Origin of the sequence: Paenibacillus sp. FSL R5-0623 (assembly GCF_037974265.1) — a bacterium.
Classification (GTDB): Bacteria; Bacillota; Bacilli; order Paenibacillales; family Paenibacillaceae; genus Paenibacillus.
In genome coordinates this window covers 5,032,731-5,055,218 of sequence record NZ_CP150233.1, presented here as the reverse complement: position 1 = coordinate 5,055,218, position 22,488 = coordinate 5,032,731, and the positions used below count along the sequence as shown (strand labels likewise).

The window sequence follows — 22,488 nt, the reverse complement described above, 5'->3', positions numbered from 1 at the left end:
TTTTTTTATTACTGGGACACCATCCATACAGCCTTGTTATTGTACCTATTTAACCAATTTATGGTATGTATCCATATCTTGTGCGTGGTCGTGAATGTTCAAGTCCAGAGGCAGGACTATAGATGTGATTTGGTAGAGAGGGATTGAAAATAAGAAGTTATTATGTAAAATAATGTTATATTCAAATCTAGCAGTTGAACGCACTATGTACACGAGAACGAACGAGGAGGAATAGCTCATGAACAAGAGAAGTAGATTTCAACGGTTAAAATGGGCCGGTACAGGGATGTTGCTCAGTCTCGTATTATTTGCTCTGCCTGCATCTGCTGCATGGAACGATACATATCAGGGTTATGCGACGTATACAGGCTCAGGCTACTCTGGAGGTGCAGTGTTGCTTGATCCCATCCCGGCGGACATGAAGATTACTGCACTTAATCCGTTCCAACTCAATTATAACGGTGTCAAAGCCGCTTTAGCGGGAGCCTATCTCGAGGTACAGGGTCCTAAAGGCAAAACAACCGTCTATGTAACAGATCTCTATCCAGAAGGCGCCAGTGGAGCGCTGGATCTCTCACCGAATGCCTTTAACCTGATCGGTGACCCAAAGGCAGGCAAAATCAATATCAGCTGGAAAGTGGTCAAAGCCCCAATTCAAGGCAACGTCTCCTATCGGATTAAGGAAGGCAGCAGTCAGTGGTGGGCAGCCATTCAGGTTCGTAATCACAAATATCCGGTGCTAAAGTTCGAAGTGAAACAGAAGGATGGTACGTGGCTCAATCTTGAAAAGCAAGACTATAATCATTTCCTCGGAACTGGACTGGGCAAAGAAAAACTAAACGTGCGTATTACCGATATTCGCGGTCAGGTATTAAATGACACGATCCCGGCTCTGTCTAATGATGGGTCAGGCGGTGCATATATCGTACCGGGCAATGTACAGTTTCCCGATTGACAGATATACGAAGGTGTTATAAAAAGAAGTATGGTCATAGACGTATTCCTAACGAAAAGTCGTACACTGTACGGCTTTTTTTGTATACGAAAAGAGGAGAATGTACCCGTATGAAAAAAAGTTTGCCTTCCTATCAGACAACACATCCCTATTGGAAACAATATCAGGCCTTTTTCCCGGAAGAAGTGAGGTTAGGGGAGCATACGGTTCCTGAGGAAGAGTGGTGGGAGTCAAATGGGGTTCATCTGCATATCGATCGTTTACCTGCGCCGGAGTCTTCAATCAAAATCCTATTCATTCATGGGGCGGGAGGCAATGGCAGGTTGCTTGCTCCGTATGCCCGTATGTTGCAGCGGCATGGATACGAGGTGGTGTCGCCAGATCTTCCACCGTATGGGTTAAGTTACGCAATGTCTGGTACACGTATCAACTACGAACTATGGATAGAGCTGCTTGTGTCACTCATCGAACGGGAATACAAAAAAGACGACAAGCCAATCGTTGTATTGGGAAGTAGTATCGGAGGTATGCTTGCCTATCACACTAGTGCACGCAGCAAGCGTGTTAAGGGTTTGATTGCAACTACATTTGTAGATACGAGTAACCCGGAAATGCGTGATCAGCTTGCGCCGAATCGTCTGGTAAGCCGGGCGGGAAAACGGATGATGGATCTGTTCCCTGGTCTGCTGGATCATGTACCTATTTCGGTCAAACAGGTATCCCGAATGCAACTGATTACCAATAACAAGGACTTAACCCGGCTTATTATGGATGATCCACAAGCGGCAGCTACACGTATTCCGTTGGAATTATTAAGAACATTCCTTAATAAAAAACCGGAGGTAAGCCCGGAACAGTTCAACCAGTGTCCGGTCCTGTTGGTTCACCCTGAACTGGACCCCATGACACCGATCAGGTTCAGCCAATCTTTTTTTGATCGTCTGGTGGTGGACAAGGAATGTGTGATCTTGGAAGGGGCAGGCCATTTTCCTATAGAGCAGCCAGGGCTGAACCAGTTGGAGGTAGCGGTACTACGATTTTTACAACAAATTCAATGATTTAAGATCATTCAAGTACATAATTCTCATATCCTACGTACGTAAAACACCTCCCATTAAGGGAGGTGTATTTGAATGTTTTCGATATGAATTGCATTACCGCCAACCTGAATCTGTGTGATTTCATTAGAGCTGCCCAGCGTTAATCTGGCTCGGATCTCGGAGGGGCGGTTCATGGTATACCCTTGTCTGATCGTGTACGTGTGAAGATGAGGATCTGTAAGCTGGTTGTACTGGGATAAATAACAGAGCATTGCACCATTGGATGTGCCCGTCGCGCTCTCTTCCGGTATATCATAAAGCGGTGCAAAATTACGGCATTCTGCCAGAACGTCCATATCATCTGATTTGAGTGTAAACACGTGATAACCTATGGTATGATGAGCCTTGCTTATTTCAGTGATACGCTGGAAGTCAGGATCAATTTTGTTTAGAACATCAATATCTTTAACGGCTATCATGATATCAGGTAGCCCGGTAGACACAATCTGTACAGGTAGTTCAGCATGCAAATCCCCCATAGAAATACGTAACGAATCGGCAATCTGCTGTCGATCCACGATCTCCCCAAACTCCGGCAACGTCTGAGACAGATAGATTTCTCCATTGACTTCGATATCAACTTTAAGAATTCCGGCCAGTGTCTCCAGTGTATATGTACCAACATTAACGAGCTGCTGTGTCTTCATTAGATAAAATAATGCAATTGTGGCATGTCCACATAGATCGACTTCATCACTTGGGGTGAAATAACGCACTTTGAAATCAGCCTGATCCGACGGCATAACAAATGCAGTCTCTGAAAAACCGACTTGTCTGGCAATCTCCTGCATCTGGGTTTCAGACAAATGAGCTGCTTGTAAAACAACACCTGCGGGGTTTCCGCCATGAGCCTGATCCGAAAATGCATGTAATGTACTTACTTCTACTTCCATCGTGTTACCTCGCTTGTTCAGTTATTGGGTTAAGATTTAACTTCATCGCTAATCGACATTATATCACGATTGTTGAATTGGCTTGCGAATCTCAGATTGTTGTGAATTTTGAATGAATAGGTCAAGTGATTGCTGGGAAAGGGTAATGATGGAGGAGAGCATAACGATAATCCAATGGAAAGGCTGGGATCTCTAATGAAGGCAATTGTGATTGAGGAATTTGGTGGGGCGGAACAATTGAAGGAACAGGAAGTAGCCAAGCCAAGATGTGGAGTGAATCAGGTGTTAATCCGAACGCATGCCACGTCGGTGAATCCGGTAGACTTCAAAATCAGACAAGGGGATATGAAAGAAGCAGCGGAGAATTTTCCGTTGATTCTGGGCGGCGATGTTGCGGGTATTGTGGCTGAAGCAGGTTCCAATGTCACGCGGTTCAGAGAAGGTGATCGGGTATTTGCGCGTCCGCGTCAATTCGGAACCTATGCAGAATATGTTGCTGTTGATGCAGACATTATAGCCCGTATACCGGAGCAACTGAGTTTCGAGGAAGCGGCAGCGATCCCGCTGGCTGCGATGACGGCTTGGCAAGCCCTTGTGGATCATGGACGTTTAGGCAAAGGGCAGAAGGTACTCATTCATGCTGGTGCAGGTGGTGTGGGAACATATGCCATTCAGATCGCCAAGTCCCTAGGCGCTGAAGTGGCTTCCACGGCAAGTGAATCAAACGAAGCGTTGCTTCGCTCGTTGGGTGTGGATCATTTTATCAACTATAAAAAAGAAGATTTCTCGGAGATTCTCTCCGGTTATGATGTTGTACTGGACACCATGGGCGGTGATATTCAGCGCGACAGCTTCAAGGTGTTAAAGTCTGGCGGACATCTCGTGTCCTTGGTGGAACAACCGGATGAGAAGCTTGCCAAGGAAGCAGGAGTAACGGCCAACGTCTTCATGATGGAGCCCAAAGGGGATCAACTGGATCAGCTGGCTGAACTGGCTGCGGAAGGCAAGCTCAAATCGATTATTGATGGAACGTACCCGCTAACTCAACAGGGAGTACGTGAAGCACATGAGAAGAGTGAAACCCATCATACCCGCGGGAAACTGGTTATTCAGGTGCAATAGAATTCATTAACTGGTAGAAGTATTTGGACTCATGAGTCTGATACAGATTGAACCAGGCCTGTAATGTTTCTGGTGTATAGACATTCAATAGCTTCAACACATGCATCGTAAATTCTAACGGAGCTATTCCAGATGCAGTAACTATATTTCCATCGGTTACTGCAGGCTCCGTTACATAATAGGTGTCTCCAGTATAATCTGGGCATATCATCTTCAGGTATTCTAAATCATTGCTTGTATGTTGTCTGGAATCCAGTATCCCTATTTTTGCAAGTGCAACTGTCGCACCGCAAATCGCCGCAATAACCGTACCCTCTTCTATAGAGGCAGCAACTTTTTTTAATAGGGGATCATGGATGGTGTCCATCCAGGTGTTTCCTCCTGGAAGAATGATGACGTCGTCACCTTTCAATGTACATTCATCAATAGAAATATGAGGAAGGATGTTCAATCCGCCCATGGTAGTTACCGGATGTTTATCCACGCCTACGGTTACGACCTGTAAAGGCTGGATCTCTTTCCTGAAATACCTTCCCGAGTTCAATTCAGCAGTTAGATATCCTACCTCCCAGTCTGCCATCGTATCAAATACATATAGATATACGTTCTTTGTTTGCATCATACATGCTCCTTTTGTTTTCATGATTGAATGGATTACTTTTGTATTATAAATTAACTTCACTGACATCTACGGTCAGTGAAGTTTTTAAATTTGAAAATTAACAGCCCTAAGAACTAATAAGGGACTGCTCCCCAATTGTAGTGGAATAAGATATAATAGGAGAAATTTATTCCATTTTGTGCATGAGGTGATTAGGATGTCCAACGAACTCATTCAAGCCATTCAATTGTTAAAAGAAAAGAAATGGGTGGATCTGACCCATACGTTTGGTCCAGGCTCTCCACATTTTTCAGCTTTTGAGGCAGCACAATTCGATACACTGTTTGATCACAATCAGGGTTTCTTTGCCCAGAGCTTCAAGTTCCCGGGTCAATACGGGACACATCTTGATGCGCCGATCCACTTCGTTCGGGATACCCGGTATCTGGATGAACTAGGTTTGAAGGAGCTTGTGCTCCCGCTTGTGGTCATTGACCAGTCTGCCGAAGTAGAGAACAATCCGGATTTCACACTGGATGTGGAGCATATTCTTGAATTTGAAAGACAGCATGGCGTGATTGAAGCTGGAAGCTTTGTAGCCTTACGTACCGATTGGAGCAAACGCTGGCCTAACCATGAAGCATTTGATAACAAGGATGATAAGGGCAACAGTCATGCGCCCGGATGGTCGGTTAGTGCGCTCATGTTTTTATTTGAGGAGAGAAAAGTACAAGCCATTGGGCATGAAACCTTTGACACGGATTCAGCGGTGGATTATCAGAAGAATGGAGCACTTCTGGCAGAATATTATGTACTTGCCCAGGATACATATCAGGTCGAGCTGTTAACAAACCTGGATCAGGTGCCGGCTAAGGGCGCTGTTATTTTCAATATTGTACCCAAAGCGGAGAAAGCTTCTGGTTTCCCAGTCCGGTCTTTTGCCATTTTGCCGTAAAACGAGGTAGATCAAAGCTGAAATAGATAAATCAGGCACAGAACTCATAATGATACTCAAGTAGACAGCCGGCTAAATAGTCGGCTGTTTTTCAGCTAATGGGCTGTTAATTTAATGAAAAGGGAATAACATGCCTCATATAGAATACTTTATCTTTAAAGGGGAGGGGGGCACATTGCATAGTATGATGAATAAGAGAAAATTTATTGAGATGACAGTTAAAGAACAACATTCTGTAGTATTTAAAGTTAATAATCGAGATGAATTTTTCCGTGGTGTTGCTAAAGAATTAAAGGAAGACTACCTATTTGTTGAAACAGAAGAAGGTAAAAACTTTAAATTTAAAATGGATGATATCATTGAGATATATGCTATCAAGTCTTCATCTCCAAAGCATAGTGCTATCCAATCCCACAGTTTGATTAAAGGTAACGAGGATGACCTTGAAAGCCTTGTACTCCAGTTTGGAAGTTTAAATGACGATGTAAAGAAACAAATTACCTCTTCTTTATCAAAAGTGCTTAGTAAGCAAGTGATCATTTCGAAAATGGATATAACTTCATACAGTGTATCTGAAATTGAAATGATTACTAATACTATAAATGGATATCTACTCACTATTAAAACACTGGATATTCGTTCCGAATTTTTCGAATCATACAACCAAAAGACTTGTTTTGGGAAAGGGCTAGATCACAATCAAGAATAGCCTAAGGGAGGAAAAATTATAAACGCTAAAATAGCAGGTCGGGAACTGTCAAAATCCCTGGGAGGTGAGTATGTGAAAGAAGGAATTAAAAATGTTGAAGCTGAACTTACATATTATGCTGCCATAGCATATGCTCTTTTATACTTAGCCAGTGTTATATCTGTCTGCACCGCGGTACTCCTTAAAAAGATGAGTCAATTAAAAAAGTGAAATTACTCTTAAGCTAACGGGAAACGTTAGCTCAATGAAACAAAGAAAGCAGCCGATCATTATGATCGGATGCTTAGGTTTAACAAGGTACTTAAATTGGTCGAACTGGGCGGTTTTGTACAGTGCGAAGAAGTGATCAGCTAGTGGAGTTGGCCATGAGCTCAAGCTCGGTTACAACATCATCAAGTGGCTTCCTGGTGTCGATCTCAACAGTAGCTCCAGCACGTAAGAGGGGTTCAACACTAGCGACGTTTTGTATAATTTCTTCACGTTGTTCGACAGTTTTTCCATAATCGTTTGTCTTACGGGAAGCTATTCGTTCAAGGATTACTTCGAGGGGGGCGCTTAACAACACTACTGCATCGAACATCGGGTAAAACTTCCCCTGATTTGATACACAACCTGAAATGAATAAAGTACCTTCGCTATGTTCAGTGAGCAGCTCATCGATTCGATTCTCGTTCCATAACCACCCAGAACCATCCACATTCTCGCTCCAACCATCATAATCGGTGTCGATAACTCTATGCCCTCTATGAGCAAGTTCGCTCAGAACCGTTGATTTACCTGTACCCGACATTCCTGTCACCAGAATTATTGCCTTCTTTTTTGATATTGAGCCCGAAGTATTTGTCATATTTTCACTCCCTTTATAAGAAAGTCAGGTAAGTAAGCTTATCAGGAACCAAGTCCAGCTGGGATTTGACCTATTGAAAGCATAATGTGAATTTTGGCAAACTTATGGGTTAAGTCACAACTAATGAATTCTAAATAATTCACTTATGTAAATAGCAAGGGAGGCGTATTCCGCCTCCTTTTTATGTTGTTACTTTTGATTCGAGTGAGGATCTTGATTAAATCTTTGAGAGATTTTTTTCTCTGTTTTCTTACGCCGTATCCAGCGCTTGAGTAAGCCTTCTTCTTTGCGTTCTTGCAGTGTTTCCTTCAAACCTTGAATCATAAATTCCGATCTTCGTCTGTCATCCCGACTAATCTCGCGTAATTCCTTAATAAATTTGTCGTCCATATCTGCCTCTCGCTTATTCAGGATAATTCCATTATACCGAACGTACGTTCTTTTATCAAGTTTTTCCATTACGAATGATTTTCGAGATCAATATAGTGAAAAGAAGCACAGGAACAATACGTGGCATGTGTGAGAATGGTACTAGAGGGTTTGAGCATAGTCCTCCATATATGAAGTTGAGAAACGAGAGAACGGAAGGAGCCATTCATGATGAAGCAGCGTATAGGCAGATCGTGGTTACTCATGTTGATGCATGGAATGCTGGGGATTGGGGCGATTGTTGGAGGCGTCATTTTAATCATAGACCCATCCGGAAGTATGGTGAATTTGCCCGCATCTTTGTTGGAGAATTCTCCGTTTGCCAGTTTTTTGTTCCCGGGGATCATCCTATTGCTGGTCTTGGCGTGATGCCTACAATGATTGCTATTTCGCTCATCCGCTACGTTCATTGGGGGCTGGGTGAGAGACTGAATCTCTATCCTGACCGCTATTGGGCTTGGACTTTTTAGTTGTATACGGGGTCTGCTCTCATCATCTGGATTATGGCGCAGGTGTACTGGATTCAGGATGTCTCTATTATTCACTTGGTCTATTTTGCATGGGGAGTGGGTATTCAAGTTGTGACCTTATTGCCCGGGGTACAGCGAATCTATTCGAAATAAACTGCTCGCATGTTGAACAAATGGCTGCCGACAGAATCGTTGAATGATTCTGTCGGCAGCTATTTATTATGAGCATCGAGATGATACGTGTTGTTGTAGTTGACAAAGAACTATTATCCTCGCATACTTACGTAATACACTTTATAAAGTATATTTATTAAATAGAGGAATAGTCACATGTGGTAAGTATCACAAAATCATAATCTGCATGAAACAGGGAGGTAAGTATGGATGGTCTACGTTATTATGACAGTTATAATCTGGGCAGGTACCTATGCAAGTATGGCCTTGTCAAAGCAACCGATTGAAGTGAAACCTGTGAAGTCGATGGATGATTTGTTTGAGTGAACAAAGTAGCTCTGCCGATTTCGATCCTTTTCCAGCATGATGGAACTCATGTGTTCGAGTAAGGCATTATGTTATGATATGGTGTGAAATGACATCCATACCATTGCTTTGGCTCAATTGAACCAGAGTAGAAACGAGAGGGTTATGAAAAAAGCCAACGCTACAATGATGAAATACATCAATTTGAATAATGTGCGTGAAGTCATGCAGCAGATTGAGACGGCGACCAAACCGCAATTAGCTTCACTAACCAATCTTAGTGTTGTTACCATTAATGCGCTGATTCAGGAATTATGTGATGGCGGAGAGTTGTTCCAAGATAAAGTGGTTCCCTCTAACGGTGGTCGTCCTGCTCAGGCATATCGATATAATTATAATTTCAAGCTTGCTTTGGTTCTTTACATCAAAGAGATGAAAGGCCAGGAGTTGATTTCGGCAACGGTCATGAATCTGGAGAATAAGGTTGTGCTGAAGGAAGAGCGCATTTTGCCTGCTTTTGATAAACAACATGTGCTGCAACTTATTGCGCGTTTCATTAAGGAGTACCCCGCCATTGATATGATCGGCATCGGTATTCCGGGGCAAGCCGTGGATGGGGATATCACGGTGAGCAGTCATGAAGAGCTTATCCATTCACATCTGATACGGGAGATCGAGAGCGAGTTCCAACTGAACGTTCTCGTGGAGAATGATGTGAATGCAGCGATTAGCGGATACTGTACACAGCATGCGGATATGAAGGAACGGAGTGTAGCGGGAATTTATTTTCCGAACCGATATCCGCCGGGTATGGGCATGATGTTGAATGGACAGATGATCCGTGGGAAAAACGGGATGTTTGGTGAGATCAAGTATCTTCCTTATTCACCTGATTGGAAACGTGACATGAGCAAAGATGATTTTGTAGTGCAGGTATGTCATATCTTGCAAACGATTAATGCCGTCGTTGCCCCGCACCAGATTGTCATTTATCAGGAACGGGTGGAGAGAGAAGAGCTGGATTTGGCGTGGAAGCAGTACGGGAAGGATCACCCCATGCCGACGTTGCCCGAGATTGTACATCAGGATTCGTTCCAACATGATTTTGATGCTGGGTTAAGGGGAATGGTGCTTCAGGCGTTGAAGTCAGGCATTCTATCAGAAGCCTTATAACCCACAGGTCATGTCTGTGGCTTTTATTTTATAAGCTAACTCTTGTAGAGGAGGATTCGTGATGCGTGAAGAAGAGAGAATCATGAAGGGCATGTTGTTCAGTCCAAGTGATCCGGAATTAAAGATCATCAAAAGGCGAGCCCATAATCTCAGTCAGCGTTACAGCCAGACCTTTGAAGAACAGACTGAGGAAAGGAATCAGATATTGCAACAGCTACTGGGGCAGATCGGGGAAGGTGGATTCATGCAAGGCCCCATCTTCTTTCATTATGGTGTGCATACCCGAATAGGCGATCACTTCTTCGGTAATTACAATCTGACGATACAAGACGACGCGTTAGTGACGATCGGGGACTATACCAGTTTTGGACCCAATGTCACGATTGTTACCCCCATTCACCCCATGATTTCCAGCGAGCGGAGACGGATGGTGGACCAGAACGGTGATGTGAAGTCACTATGTTATGCCAAACCGGTCACGATTGGTAACGATGTATGGATCTCGGCAAACGTTACAGTATGCGGGGGCGTAACGATTGGAGACGGCTGTGTGATCGGAGCAGGTAGCGTGGTAACTCGTGATATTCCACCGCATTCTTTTGCAGCAGGCGTACCGTGCAAAGTTATTCGCAAAATTACTGATGCGGACAGCATGCGAAACTATCCCGATGTTCTGGCAGATTGCCGTGTGCTGGAAGAATGACAAAGGCTGTTATCAGGATCAAATACATGATCCTGATAGCAGCCTTTTGTTGGTATACGTTTACTTGGAGGCGTTGTATTTACTCAAGAATTCTTTTACTTTTGCAGGATCAGCTTTCAATTCATTCCCGGTCTGAACGAGCGGGCTTACTGTGGAGTATGCTTTGAGTTTGTTGTTCTTGTAGAAGCTCAAAATCTCATCCTGATTAATGGAGTACAGCACGGCTTTTCTCAGATCACTGCTCTTGGCAACTTCACGATTGGCCGTATTGAACAACAGATAGGAGACAGCGTTACTTGGCAGACTTTGCAGTTTCAGTTTGCTGTCATTTTCGATGATGTCATACTTGGTTTCAGGTACACCGTAGTATAAGTGAATTTCACTGCTGCGAAGAGCAGAGAGGGCGCTGTCTGCATCCGCGATGAATCGGACGTTAACCTGAGCAATTTTTGGCTCATCTTCCGTGCCTTTACGGTAACCCGGATTTTTTAAGAATACACCTTCATAGTCATTTTTATAAGACAAAATATAAGGTCCGCTAGTATAAAGGGTGTTATTGTATGCTGCGCCTTCAGTCACCGTGTTCTGATCACCGTAAGGAATATCTTTGTTGACGTCAAAGGAAGCTACATCATATGTGTTGATGCTCTCCACCTGTTTTTTGGACACGATACCCGCAGATTGGTGAGCCAGATAGTTCAGTACTTGCGGGAAAGGTTCAGTTGTTGTCAGTTTAACGACCTGATATTTACCTGCGCTATTATCTGCTTTGGTTTTGTCCGTCACGAGTTCTGTAATTTTGCTACCCAATCCTTGTTCCAATGCTTCGAGGATTGTGCCGTTACCGCTGGATTGTTTGATGGATTGTAATGCACTCAGATCCGTTACAACCTCAGCTTCTTTGATGTGTTCATGCAGACTGTACGTCCGGTGATCCGGAACGGAATCTTTATTTTTAGCACGATCCAGGGAGAAGATCACATCATCTGCACCGACACGTTCTCCTGTATCTACAGCTTTTTTGTTATCAATCTTCGCAAAGTTGATATCATCTCTGAGAATGAAGTAGTAGTCCGAATTTCCTTCAGCAATACTGAAGTTATGGGACAGTGATCCATCTGCTGTCAGCTGATCGTCATCCGTCAAGTTAACGAGACGTACGTACATATTGGTATTCAACTGGTTGATGGACCCGTCATTTCCTTTGATGGGATCAAGGGAAGTCAGTACGGATGCACTTTGCGTCAGAATCAACGGGTCTGTGGCATTTTTGGAGCTGTCCTTGAACTCAATCGGTTCCCAAGCCATGGCGCGGGATTTGGAGAGACGAACGGTGTCGACATTCAGAATGTCTTGGTTCACAGCCTGACTTTTCAGGGAAATGTACAAAGGAGCGATATACGCCTGATCCGTTACCAAGCGATCTTCCAATTGTTTGTACGTGTCTTTGTACTCATCTGGCGTTTGAGTAGCTGCCTGATCGATGAGTTTATCAAGTTCCCCATCCGCAAGGATACTGTAATCTCCACCTGTTTTGAAAAGGGAACGTACCGCATAATCGGGATTTCCCGTTACCGTTGTCCAGCTGGACAAGGCAATGTCATAATTCCCTGCATCCTGCTGGGATTTGAAACTACCGTAATCCGGCTGCAGGTTCAGTTTCACATTGAAGCCGTTTTTAGTCAGCTGGTCGCGCACAATGTTAACATCATTTTCGGAAGAACTCATGGCGAGCAGTTCAATGTCTGCCGATTTTTGTGCAGTCTCAGTTGTGTCCGCTGGTGCGGTCTCGGCTTGGGATTCGGTTTTCGTTTTTACACTGCAGCCGGAAATCACAATGACGAGAATTAATAGTAATGAGATCAGTGTACGTTTTTTCATGGGATGACCCTCCATATCTTGAATGTGTGATGTGTGAATTCTTTTTTCTATATCATTCATTTCAATGACGAATCATTTAGGCTTTTTCCAGCTTGGGATCAAGCGCATCACGCAGACCGTCACCGAGAAAGTTAAACGAAAGAACCAGCAGAATAATAGCCAAGCCTGGATAAATCGCCAGATAAGAGTGGGTCTCCAGGTATGTACTGCCGAGCTTCAGAATGTTACCCCATTCTGGAATATGCGGCTCCACGCCGAGTCCCAGATAACTCAAACTGCTGGTAGCGATAACAGCTCCACCAATCGTGAGTGTGGACTTGATAATCATGGGCGCAAGGGAGTTGGGAATAATGTGTTTGAAAATAATCGTACGATTGTTGTACCCCAGTGCACGTGCAGCTTCCACAAATTCAAAAGTAGATACATAGAGCACACTGGCTCTCATGGTACGAGCGTAAGTTGGAATGGAACCCAGACTCAGCGCCAGAATGAGATTGACAGTATTGGCTCCAAACGCCGCAATAATCGCAATGGCGAGCAGAATTCCCGGAATGGCATAGAGAATATCCAGCAGCCGCATGATGATGTTATCCGTATGCCTTCCGTAGAAGCCTGAGAATGCTCCGAGGACTCCACCGATCAACACCGGAATGATAGTCGACATGCAACCTACAATCAAGGAGATCCGGGCACCGAATACAATCCGGGAAAATAAACATCGTCCGAAGTCGTCCGTTCCCAACGGATACGCAAGGGAAGGCGGCTGAAGCAGAGCCGAGTAGTTATTTTCCACAGCCATGCTGTAATCAAAAGTAAAGAAGCTGCAGATCGATATCGAGAACAGAAAAATGATAAAAAACAAACCGGACATGGCAGTCATATTTGGAGCAAGGCGCTCCCACAGATCATTCCAGAAGTTTGATTTTTGTTTCCCCTGTCTGCGAATGCGCCCAATAATGGAGATGCCGAGCAATAGGGCAAATACATTACCTGTGATTGAGGTCAGAATCAGTACTACACTGACACCGATCATCCAGCGAGGGAGGAGAGAGGTCGCGTTATATCGGGATACGATAATCAGTACGACCAGGTCGATGACCAGAATAAATAGGAGCACCGCCATGGCTGGCAGAAAGTTATCAGCCACATAGGGTTTGAAAACATTTAACGCAGATACACCAATGACGAACAGCTGGGTTAACAGCATATATACCGCAAAGGTGTACTCCACATTCCTGGCTTTTCGAATCAGATGAAAGGCTGCCGTTACGATAAATATATTGCCAGAAATGATGGCAAGTAGCTGAACCCAGGCTAACCTGCGGGTCAAAGTAGAGATCGTACCCGTACGGATCAAGTCTTTTCGAATCCGAAGGGTGATGACACTTTGGACCAGTGTGAAGAATACATAGATCCCAAGTATCGTTAGCAGAAATGGTTTGAACGCCTGCTCGCTCCAGTCATAACTGTTGAACAGCAATAATGCAGTCAAGAGAAGGGACGTGATCCAAGCGAAGCTGGCCTGACTGTATTCTCGAGAAGACTTAAGCCGGAAACGCATTTCTTGTGTTAAGGACGAGTTTGTCATAATACACCTGCTTTAAGAGGTAGTTCAACACACACTTTAATATTGTTTCATCTTGGAGCGCACTCTTGGATCAATAAAAGCGTACAGCAGATCAACCGCTACATTGATAATGGAGATCGTAATTGCTGTATAGATTACTCCGCCCATGATACTCGGAATATCGGGGATGAATTGTTTATCCACAATATAGCTGCCGAGACCACTGATATTAAACACTTTCTCCGTCACCGCTGCTCCGCCCAACATCGCTCCGAATTGAAGTCCAACCACAGTAACGATTGGAATCAATGCATTACGTACAGCGTGTTTCAGTATGACCTGACGTTCGCTTAACCCCTTGGCGCGGGCGGTCATTACATAATCCTCATGAATGACTTCCAGTGTAGAAGACCGGGTCATCCGTGCCACCGCAGCCGTAAGTCCCGTGCCCAGCACAATGGTTGGCATAATGATCGACAGCCAGTTCTGCGGGTTGAAGGTGGCGGGAAGCCACTGCATTTTGATCGAAAAGTTCAGAATGAAAATAAGTCCTTGCCAGAAATTTGGGATCGATAATCCAATCAGAGCGATAAACATAAACGTATAATCGAACCATGAATTAGGCTTAATCGCTGAGATGATACCGATAGGTAATGCAATGACAAGTGCTAACAGCAGGGAGATGACTGCGAGGGTCAAGGTAATTGGAAACTTCCTTGCAATCGCTGCTGTGACATCTTCATTTCCCGCAAAAGATTTGCCAAGATCGAAGAGAGCAACTCCCTTAATATTGTTCCAAAGCTGTGTAAGATAAGGCTGATCCAAGCCATACACCTGATTGAATGCCGCAATCTGTTCCTGCGTTGCTGTCTCTCCGAGAATGTTAGCTGCCGGGTTGAACGGAGACAGATACAGAATCGTAAATACGAGTGTGGCTACGCCCAGAATGACAAATACCGTCATCAGTATTCTTTCAAATATGTACTTAAGATAAGGATTTCCATACAAAAAGAGGATGCCATACATCAGACAGCCGGGAATAATGGATATCGCGAAAAACCACGGTTTTTCCAAAAGCGAACGGAACGTATCGGCCATCGTAAGACGGTAATTTCCCTGTTCCTGAAGTATGCGAGACGTCCGCTCCTTCAACTCTTTCTGAACCGTCTCTTCCAACCATTCCTCGGTCTGACGTGTGAATTCTCCCTCACTGACCTGTTGCTGGAAAAAACGATGTTTGCGACGCAACTGTTCTTCGACTTCCAACCTCAGCTTGTTCCGATAGGAAGAAGCGAGCAGTTCTTGCTCAGCCGTCTGCCTGGCAGCTACCCAGCCGTCATTTTTTCGATTCGAACGCCATATTAGAAACACGACCAGATTGATCGGTAATCCAAGAATGAACAGAACATATCGGTAGGAAGGATGAAGCAGCATTTTGCCATAAATAAAACTTAAATTGTGCACCAACCGCGAGAGTCTGCTGCCTTCTGCAAGATTCAAACCAAGCGTGCCTCCTTTCATTCAGGTTTAAATTGCATTATTCCGATTGATATAGTATATATTATTCAGGGTCTAAACAATTGTCAAGGATTTAAATGGTATACATATGAGATGAGTGAATGTGAAAAACGGATGAGAGCTGGTGATGATATGGAACCTTTACTGAAAGTGAATGATCTATCGGTCTCTTTTCATTCTGGAGAGAGTGAGTTTCAGGCAGTGCGAGAAGTGAGTTTTGAAGTACGCAAAGGGGAGACGCTGGGCATTGTAGGTGAATCGGGCAGTGGAAAGAGTGTGACCGCACGTTCCATTATGAGGCTGCTTGCTTCCCCGCCTTCGCAGATGAAAAATGGAGAGATTCTATTTAAAGGGGTCGACCTGGCCAATAAAACGCAGAAAGAGATGGAGAGCATCCGTGGGCGTGATATTGGCATGATTTTTCAGGACCCGATGAGTTCCCTTAATCCGACTATTAAAGTGGGGAAGCAGATATCTGAGAGTCTGATCAAACACCAGAAGGTGTCCAAAAGGGAAGCCAAGAAGCAGGCGATTGCCATGATGGAACGGGTGGGGATAACTCGGAGCGAAATACGCTACAACCAGTATCCGCATGAATTCTCCGGAGGCATGCGCCAGAGGGTCATGATCGGTATTGCACTTGCTTGTCGTCCTGAATTGCTTATTGCCGATGAGCCGACAACCGCACTGGACGTTACCATTCAGGCTCAGATTCTGAATTTGATGAAAGATATGCAGGACCAACTGGGTACATCGATTATTCTGATCACACATGATCTGGGCGTAGTAGCAGGCATGTGTGATCGGGTTGTTGTTATGAAAGAAGGACAGATCGTGGAAACCGGGACTACAACAGAGATTTTTGCTAATCCCAAACACCCATATACGATTAGACTTTTGAATGCATTACCACGTCTGGATCAGAAGAAAAAGCCGAAACCGGTATCGTTGGTCCCAAGAGATCTGGAAGACGATCAGCCATTGCTTGAGGTGAAATCACTCAGACAACATTTTAATCTGGGGAAAGGCAATACCTTAAAGGCCGTGAATGATATCAGTTTTCATATTCGTCAAGGAGAGACGCTTGGCGTTGTAGGGGAATCCGGTAGCGGAAAATCAACCACGGGGCGTGCGATTCTGCGGCTGCATGAGCCAACAGGTGGAGATGTACTGTTTAAAGGAGTCCCGCTCAATCGCTTGTCAGCCTCGGAGATGAAAACGATGCGCAGACATATGCAGATCATCTTCCAAGACCCCTATGCATCGCTGAACCCCAAAATGAGGATTATGGATATCATTGGAGAAGCGCTTGATATCCATCAACTTGCAGGAATTGCATCTCAGCGGGAGAAGCGGGTGGAGGAATTACTGGATATGGTAGGTCTCGATCCCACCCATGCGCAGCGTTATCCACATGAATTCTCGGGTGGACAGAGACAGCGGATCGGTATTGCACGAGCTCTGGCTGTGGAACCTGAATTCATCGTATGTGATGAGCCGTTGTCTGCCCTGGATGTATCGATACAGGCTCAGATCGTACAACTGCTTGAAGAGTTGCAGCAGCGACTCGGATTGACGTATCTCTTCATCGCGCATGACTTGTCCATGGTTAAACATATCAGTGATCGAGTGGCGGTGATGTATAACGGGAAGATTGTGGAGCTGGCTGAGAGTGAAGAACTCTATTCGAACCCTCAACATGCCTACACCAAGGCATTGCTGTCCGCTATTCCTGTGCCTGATCCGGCGGTAGAAGCGAAGAAAAAGAGACATGTTGTCAAAGAAACAACAAGAGAAAATGTTGAAATGGAGGACCGTTATAATCTCGAACATTCCAAGTGGGTAGAGATCACGGAAGGGCACTGGGTAGCCATATCTAGCTAGTGCAAGAAATCTTTTTTTAGTAAAAAAGAACCCCGACAATGATCTCATAGATCGTTATCGGGGTTGTGTTATATGTGCTTTGTATAATGGCAGTAATCGAAAGCGATTATTTGAATTGAACCGATTTCTTGATGGTATCAATTTCAGCTTTGGTCTTATCATCCATGTAAGTGAAGATGAAGTTGAAAGCATAACCTTCAATGATTGTACTATAGTAATCTTGAGTAATGGTTGAACCGTCACCTGCATCCATCGTGATTTGCATCAGATCCATCTCTTTACCACCGATGGTTTCCGTTGTCATTTCCTTATAATCGTAAGGGAACTGGCTATCCACCATGAATTTTTTGGTTGCTTCCAGGTAGTCTTTACCTGTACGAATGCCTTGCAACAAGCTTACTTTCTCAGCAATGGCCATAGCGGAAGGGCCAACTTGACCCCCGTCCAATGGATACTTTGAAGCCATAAGCAGATTCAATGTTTTGGTCTGAGACAGTTCGATTTGTTTTTTCTTTGTTTCATCATCACCAGCAATCGCTTCGGATGAAGCACTTGTCAGCTCATTCATGCCTGCAGCATCCTGGAACTCCCATGCTTCCGGGAATTTCAGAGATACGCCAAAATAGTCATTGGTGTAAGAACCTTTTTCCGTCGTCCCCAGCTCAACGTCTTGGGAATTATCAGTTTCCTTGGACTCTTCGCTTGCTGGTTCTGTTTTCTCTGTTTCTTCTGTATTCGCTGTATCTGAATCAGTACCCGTCGTTGTTTCTGTCGGGGTAGGCTCTTCTGTTGCGGCTGTGTTATCTGCTTTGTCACCGCAAGCGGCTGCAACCAGCATAATCATAATGAGCATGGCGAATAAAGAAGCTTTTTTTGGAATTGTCATATTACCCTCCTGAAATGTGTGTGTGTGTTTCTCTCTCTACATGTTGCCTGCTTCCTAAATTGTAGCACAAACGTTCTCATATACTACCTATAGGAATCTATAGGGGTCTTCTATACATAAGACATTCGGCTAGCAATTGAAACAGCTTCTGTGCTGGATTGCACACCTAATTTGTTAAAAATCACTTTTTTGTGATGATTCACGGTGCATTCCTTGATCTTTAATTTCAAAGCAATGGCTTTCACGGTGAGGCCCCCGGCTATCATCTCCAGAATGGTTAACTGACGCTCGGTGAACTCCACCGCTGGTTTGTCGCACACTTCAGCAGTCTGTTGACTCTGATAACAGTTCTGCATGTACGCTGGAATAAGCTTGGCAATGGCAATCAGTTCACCTTGCATATCTGCATTAATGGTGGACACATCCAGATAACCTACATGTTGCGATCCCATGAACAGAGGTGCGGCGTAACAATGCCAGCTTTGAAAATAAGGACTTTCATGCTGCTCGGGCAGCAGTACTACAGGCTCGTTGCTGTCCATCGTTTCTGATATGGCGTTAACTCCACAGCTCTTTGCGGTGAAGATCATACCCGGACATATAGGGGAATGTTTCACCACAGCTTCAAGATCTGAACTGTAATCCATGGAGAGTAACACACCGTCCGTATCTGTAAGTAGAAAAAGATAGGTGCCTGTTAAATTTTCTTTGATATCCGAGATACTGTTCTGGAATGCATGAATCAGGAAATGATTGATTTTGCGAAGCCTGTCCAGACTGGATTTTGGTAAATAGTCGAACGGAGCCGTTCCTGCTGCATGCGAGCAAGTCGGAGACTCTTCGTGTCGTGTGGCAAATGTAATGGCAGGCATGTTGTTTCCTCCTTGCTTCACAATCGCTGAATACAAACGTTGATCTTTTACTGAATCTGAGGGTGTTCTCATCCAATCGTTTGAATGACATGTCCTTCTTGGTCCTTGATTTCTGTTCTAACAATCTGAACGATAATATGATCCAATGAAGTTACTTCAAATGTCCCTTCAACCGGAAGAAGGTTCTCTGCCAGCTCCTCAACAATTTGTTTGTTCACCGTCAGGATAGTTTGTCTGTCCGATTCCAATACGGCTGGTTGTTCTCCTGCTTCGAACAGAATATTAGTATCCGGTCCGATCAAGGATAGGGAGGCACCTTTCGAAATTCGGCTACGAAGGATGGTGCCAACTAATACGGCTTGTTTGGCTCCAAGCTGGAGTTTGGCCGGGACCGATTTTTGCAGCAATCTTTTGCGAGGAGACTCCCAAGCCAGTTGTTGTATGAATAAAAAGGCTGTGCTGGATCCGTCCTGTTCCATTCCATCCTCAACCGCTTGTATAACCGAAGGAATATCTGCATACGAATTTCTCATCAGATCCGTCACATATTTGGGCATGAACATGGAGGAGGCAGACAGGAATCCACGAGCATTCCAGCTTTGAATCATTTCCAGTTCCCGACCTGTAATGCCAACCATCTGAATAAATTGCACTGAACCATTAGGCGTAGAGATTGCGGGTAGATCCGGATCTTCAATAAACGAGAGAGCAGTCAGCAAAGTATCAGACTCCAGACAGATGGGGCCATTGGCGTCCATGTAATCTCCTGGCTGAAAGATATTTCCGCTGGTGAATACGTAACGTCCTACATTCTGTAGCAGATTCAGCGCCCAGGCTGGCGGATCAGTCTCTGCTTCACTGCGTGTAAGACGAAAGGTGAGCTCAAATCCATATCCGCTCTTGGATGCATCCTGCATCTCTTTTTCATATAATTCAGAGAAACCGTAGGTGACAAAATGCCAGTGAGGCATAGGGTTATCGACAGCATAGACGCTGATACCATCAAGTGGATCAGGCCCCCCGAGCATATACGGAAGGGCAGTGCCGTAGTGTTTTGGCTCTTGTTCACCGTATAGATCACCGATGGCTTTATCAATCGCATCCCAACCGGATGTATTTTCTTCGTGAGTCATTTTCTGAATCCTCCTGTACTAGTCTTTCCCCCGAAAAAACATTTAAAATTAAGTCTACCTGTTACAGAAGTCGTTTCAAGCGGCTTTAGGATGAATTGTTTTAAATAGGACCACAGGGTTACAAATGGCGATATGGGGAGTGAAATTACATGAGTATGAAAGGTATTTATTTCAGGGAGTTTAAGCAGGCAAGATGGGACTCATTTTCTGAACGGTTTGAAGAACTTGAACAGAAGATGGACCCCACTTGGGTAGAACGTGCGCGAGTACAAGGGATTCCGGCGGATATAAGTCGGGTGCTTTGGTGTGAAATGGGGGAGTACGCTTTTGAATGGCTGGCGAAAGATATCCCGGCTTTAGGGGACCAAAGTCCCGCTGCTTACCTGGAAACAGAGGAAGGAGCGCAGGCATTAAGGGCAGCCATTATGCGTATGCCGCGTTAATTTTCCAATGGAGAGAGTGTGCGAACGATCATATGATCCAGTGAAGTTGATTTTGCAAAATAGATATGTTACGCTTACATTACAAGAGCAAACACAAACAGAATACGCAATAACATCTTTTGATGGATTGTAACTGTGAAGACAGGCAAAACCTAAACTGATGGTGAAATGAAAGCCCCTTTTTTTGGTGCTATTTTACCTTGAGTTTAGGTTTTTCTTGTTTTCTGCTCTAAATTGCACAATTTCTCACCTGGAAAAACCAAAATAAATTTCGAAAAGAGGTTGTTGTTCATGACCACGGCAAAAAAAGGATTCCCCGAAAACTTCCTATGGGGCGGCGCTACAGCTGCCAATCAATTGGAGGGTGCATTCGATAAGGACGGCAAAGGCCTCTCCACAGCGGATATGATCGCTCATGTTCCGAAAGAGAAGCGTACAGGCGGACATGCCATGGAAATTTCCTCTTCCCGAATTGAAGAGATCCTCTCCGGCAAAATTGAAGAACGTTTCCCGAAACGTTTTGGTATCGATTTCTACCATCACTTTAGAGAAGATATTGCATTGTTTGCCGAAATGGGCTTCAAAGTATTCCGTTTGTCCATTCACTGGGCACGTATTTTCCCGAACGGTTATGATCAAGAGCCAAATGAAGCAGGCTTGAAATTCTACGATGAAGTATTCGACGAGTTGTTGAAATATGGCATCGAGCCGCTCGTTACATTGTCTCACTATGAGACACCGCTTGGCTTGACGCAAAAATATAACGGCTGGGCTGGCCGAGAAGTAATCCAGCACTATGTTCGATATGCAGAAACGGTGTTCAACCGTTATAAAAATAAAGTGAAATACTGGCTGACGTTTAATGAAATTAACGTCATGCTGTTCAGCCCGTACACTGGCGGCGGCATTCTGATCGATAAAGTGGACAACAAGTTGCAAACCACTTATCAAGCGCTGCATCATCAATTTGTAGCAAGTGCATTGGTAACAAAGCTTGCACACGAAATTATCCCTGGTTCCCAAGTGGGTTGTATGCTTGCTCGTATGGAAACCTATGCAGCAACATGTAATCCGGTAGATGTTCGTCTGGCTCAACACGAGAATCAGATCAACCTCTTCTTCACGGACATGCATGCTCGTGGTAAGTACCCGAACTACATGGCTCGTTATTTTGAAGAAAATGACATCGTGATTCAAAAAGAAGCAGGCGATGATGAGATCTTGCTGAACAATACAGTTGATTTCATCTCCTTCAGCTACTACATGTCCGTAACCAAATCTGCATCTGCAGACAAGGAAGAAACATCGGGTAACCTGACTGGCGGCGTGAAAAACCCTTATCTGGAAGCATCCGACTGGGGTTGGGAGATCGATCCGATCGGTCTGCGCGTAACCCTGAACAACTTCTGGGATCGTTACCAGAAACCATTGTTCATCGTAGAAAATGGTCTGGGTGCATATGACCGTGTTGAAGAAGACGGTTCGATCCATGACTCCTATCGAGTGGATTACCTGAAAAAACACATTGAACAAATGAAAGAAGCCATCAAAGACGGCGTTGATCTGATTGGATTCACAGCATGGGGTCCAATTGACCTTGTGAGTATGTCCACTTCCGAAATGTCCAAACGTTATGGTTTTATCTACGTGGATCTGGATGATGAAGGTAATGGAACACTCAAACGTTCCAAAAAGGATTCATTCGACTGGTACAAAAATGTAATCTCCAGCAATGGTGAGCAACTGTAGTTCTCTCGTTTCCAGGATTGTTATCGCATGAAAAGCGGGCAAAACTTAACACGAAAGTTGGCATGGAAGGAATCTAATTTTCCTGATGGCCCTTTTAGTTGGAGATTGTCCGCTTTTT

22 protein-coding genes are annotated in these 22,488 nt (G+C 44.5%); 12 read left to right on the top strand and 10 right to left on the bottom strand.

What is annotated here, in order from left to right; translation table 11 throughout:
* The first annotated feature begins 238 nt into the window (after positions 1-238).
* Positions 239-955 (top strand): expansin EXLX1 family cellulose-binding protein, encoded by a 717-nt coding sequence (locus tag MKY92_RS22200; protein WP_339297659.1) that lies wholly within the window; start codon positions 239-241, stop codon positions 953-955.
* A 110-nt stretch (positions 956-1,065) separates the two neighbouring features.
* Positions 1,066-2,013 carry an alpha/beta hydrolase gene (locus MKY92_RS22195; RefSeq protein ID WP_339297658.1) on the top strand — a complete coding sequence of 316 codons (948 nt, stop codon included), beginning with the start codon at positions 1,066-1,068 and terminating at the stop codon, positions 2,011-2,013.
* A 56-nt stretch (positions 2,014-2,069) separates the two neighbouring features.
* Here MKY92_RS22195 and MKY92_RS22190 read toward each other — a convergent pair whose 3' ends face one another.
* The gene (locus MKY92_RS22190; RefSeq protein WP_339297657.1) at positions 2,070-2,948 is read right to left on the bottom strand and encodes a PhzF family phenazine biosynthesis protein; all 879 of its coding nucleotides are present in this window, start codon (positions 2,946-2,948) and stop codon (positions 2,070-2,072) included.
* A gap of 195 nt (positions 2,949-3,143) precedes the next feature.
* Between MKY92_RS22190 and MKY92_RS22185 the strand changes: the two genes are divergently transcribed.
* Complete coding sequence (locus tag MKY92_RS22185) at positions 3,144-4,070, top strand: NADP-dependent oxidoreductase (protein ID WP_339297656.1); 927 nt, start codon at positions 3,144-3,146, stop codon at positions 4,068-4,070.
* Here MKY92_RS22185 and MKY92_RS22180 read toward each other — a convergent pair.
* The gene (locus MKY92_RS22180; RefSeq protein ID WP_339301880.1) at positions 4,054-4,689 is read right to left on the bottom strand and encodes a type 1 glutamine amidotransferase family protein; all 636 of its coding nucleotides are present in this window, start codon (positions 4,687-4,689) and stop codon (positions 4,054-4,056) included. The genes MKY92_RS22185 and MKY92_RS22180 overlap by 17 nt on opposite strands.
* Positions 4,690-4,888: 199 nt before the next feature.
* Between MKY92_RS22180 and MKY92_RS22175 the strand changes: the two genes are divergently transcribed.
* The 3 genes from MKY92_RS22175 (at position 4,889) to MKY92_RS22165 (ending at position 6,545) form a co-directional block, all read left to right on the top strand.
* Positions 4,889-5,626 (top strand): cyclase family protein, encoded by a 738-nt coding sequence (locus tag MKY92_RS22175; RefSeq protein WP_339297655.1) that lies wholly within the window; start codon positions 4,889-4,891, stop codon positions 5,624-5,626.
* Between the two features lie 175 nt (positions 5,627-5,801).
* Positions 5,802-6,335, top strand: coding sequence for a hypothetical protein (locus MKY92_RS22170; protein ID WP_339297654.1), 534 nt, complete (start codon positions 5,802-5,804; stop codon positions 6,333-6,335).
* A 72-nt stretch (positions 6,336-6,407) separates the two neighbouring features.
* Complete coding sequence (locus tag MKY92_RS22165; RefSeq protein ID WP_339297653.1) at positions 6,408-6,545, top strand: hypothetical protein; 138 nt, start codon at positions 6,408-6,410, stop codon at positions 6,543-6,545.
* Positions 6,546-6,681: 136 nt separating this feature from the next.
* Here the strand turns inward: MKY92_RS22165 and MKY92_RS22160 are convergent, their stop codons facing one another.
* Positions 6,682-7,182: an AAA family ATPase gene (locus MKY92_RS22160; RefSeq protein WP_339297652.1), complete on the bottom strand. Its 501-nt coding sequence runs from the start codon at positions 7,180-7,182 to the stop codon at positions 6,682-6,684.
* Between the two features lie 189 nt (positions 7,183-7,371).
* Complete coding sequence (locus MKY92_RS22155) at positions 7,372-7,572, bottom strand: hypothetical protein (protein ID WP_339297651.1); 201 nt, start codon at positions 7,570-7,572, stop codon at positions 7,372-7,374.
* 170 nt (positions 7,573-7,742) lie between these two features.
* On the opposite strand from MKY92_RS22155, the gene MKY92_RS22150 reads away from it, so the two are divergent.
* From MKY92_RS22150 to MKY92_RS22140, 3 genes are all read left to right on the top strand, one after another.
* Positions 7,743-8,081 carry a hypothetical protein gene (locus tag MKY92_RS22150; protein WP_339297650.1) on the top strand — a complete coding sequence of 113 codons (339 nt, stop codon included), beginning with the start codon at positions 7,743-7,745 and terminating at the stop codon, positions 8,079-8,081.
* A 645-nt stretch (positions 8,082-8,726) separates the two neighbouring features.
* Positions 8,727-9,734 carry an ROK family protein gene (locus MKY92_RS22145; RefSeq protein WP_339297649.1) on the top strand — a complete coding sequence of 336 codons (1,008 nt, stop codon included), beginning with the start codon at positions 8,727-8,729 and terminating at the stop codon, positions 9,732-9,734.
* A gap of 61 nt (positions 9,735-9,795) precedes the next feature.
* Positions 9,796-10,437 carry a sugar O-acetyltransferase gene (locus MKY92_RS22140; protein ID WP_339297648.1) on the top strand — a complete coding sequence of 214 codons (642 nt, stop codon included), beginning with the start codon at positions 9,796-9,798 and terminating at the stop codon, positions 10,435-10,437.
* A gap of 60 nt (positions 10,438-10,497) precedes the next feature.
* On the opposite strand, the gene MKY92_RS22135 is transcribed toward MKY92_RS22140, so the two are convergent.
* The 3 genes from MKY92_RS22135 to MKY92_RS22125 all read right to left on the bottom strand — a co-directional run bounded on the left by MKY92_RS22135 (position 10,498) and on the right by MKY92_RS22125 (position 15,406).
* Complete coding sequence (locus MKY92_RS22135) at positions 10,498-12,318, bottom strand: ABC transporter substrate-binding protein (protein WP_339297647.1); 1,821 nt, start codon at positions 12,316-12,318, stop codon at positions 10,498-10,500.
* A 76-nt stretch (positions 12,319-12,394) separates the two neighbouring features.
* Positions 12,395-13,906 carry an ABC transporter permease gene (locus MKY92_RS22130; RefSeq protein WP_339297646.1) on the bottom strand — a complete coding sequence of 504 codons (1,512 nt, stop codon included), beginning with the start codon at positions 13,904-13,906 and terminating at the stop codon, positions 12,395-12,397.
* A gap of 36 nt (positions 13,907-13,942) precedes the next feature.
* Positions 13,943-15,406, bottom strand: coding sequence for an ABC transporter permease (locus tag MKY92_RS22125; RefSeq protein ID WP_339297645.1), 1,464 nt, complete (start codon positions 15,404-15,406; stop codon positions 13,943-13,945).
* 129 nt (positions 15,407-15,535) lie between these two features.
* Between MKY92_RS22125 and MKY92_RS22120 the strand changes: the two genes are divergently transcribed.
* Positions 15,536-17,287: an ABC transporter ATP-binding protein gene (locus tag MKY92_RS22120; RefSeq protein ID WP_339301878.1), complete on the top strand. Its 1,752-nt coding sequence runs from the start codon at positions 15,536-15,538 to the stop codon at positions 17,285-17,287.
* Positions 17,288-17,393: 106 nt separating this feature from the next.
* Here MKY92_RS22120 and MKY92_RS22115 read toward each other — a convergent pair whose 3' ends face one another.
* From MKY92_RS22115 to MKY92_RS22105, 3 genes are all read right to left on the bottom strand, one after another.
* The gene (locus tag MKY92_RS22115; RefSeq protein ID WP_339297644.1) at positions 17,394-18,173 is read right to left on the bottom strand and encodes a hypothetical protein; all 780 of its coding nucleotides are present in this window, start codon (positions 18,171-18,173) and stop codon (positions 17,394-17,396) included.
* Between the two features lie 110 nt (positions 18,174-18,283).
* Positions 18,284-19,045, bottom strand: coding sequence for a LuxR C-terminal-related transcriptional regulator (locus MKY92_RS22110; protein WP_339297643.1), 762 nt, complete (start codon positions 19,043-19,045; stop codon positions 18,284-18,286).
* Positions 19,046-19,113: 68 nt separating this feature from the next.
* Positions 19,114-20,178 (bottom strand): suppressor of fused domain protein, encoded by a 1,065-nt coding sequence (locus tag MKY92_RS22105; RefSeq protein WP_339297642.1) that lies wholly within the window; start codon positions 20,176-20,178, stop codon positions 19,114-19,116.
* 149 nt (positions 20,179-20,327) lie between these two features.
* Between MKY92_RS22105 and MKY92_RS22100 the strand changes: the two genes are divergently transcribed.
* A complete protein-coding gene (locus MKY92_RS22100) occupies positions 20,328-20,621 on the top strand; it encodes an MbcA/ParS/Xre antitoxin family protein (protein ID WP_339297641.1) in 294 nt (97 codons plus the stop codon).
* A 291-nt stretch (positions 20,622-20,912) separates the two neighbouring features.
* Positions 20,913-22,370: a glycoside hydrolase family 1 protein gene (locus MKY92_RS22095; RefSeq protein WP_074096040.1), complete on the top strand. Its 1,458-nt coding sequence runs from the start codon at positions 20,913-20,915 to the stop codon at positions 22,368-22,370.
* Positions 22,371-22,488: the final 118 nt, after the last annotated feature.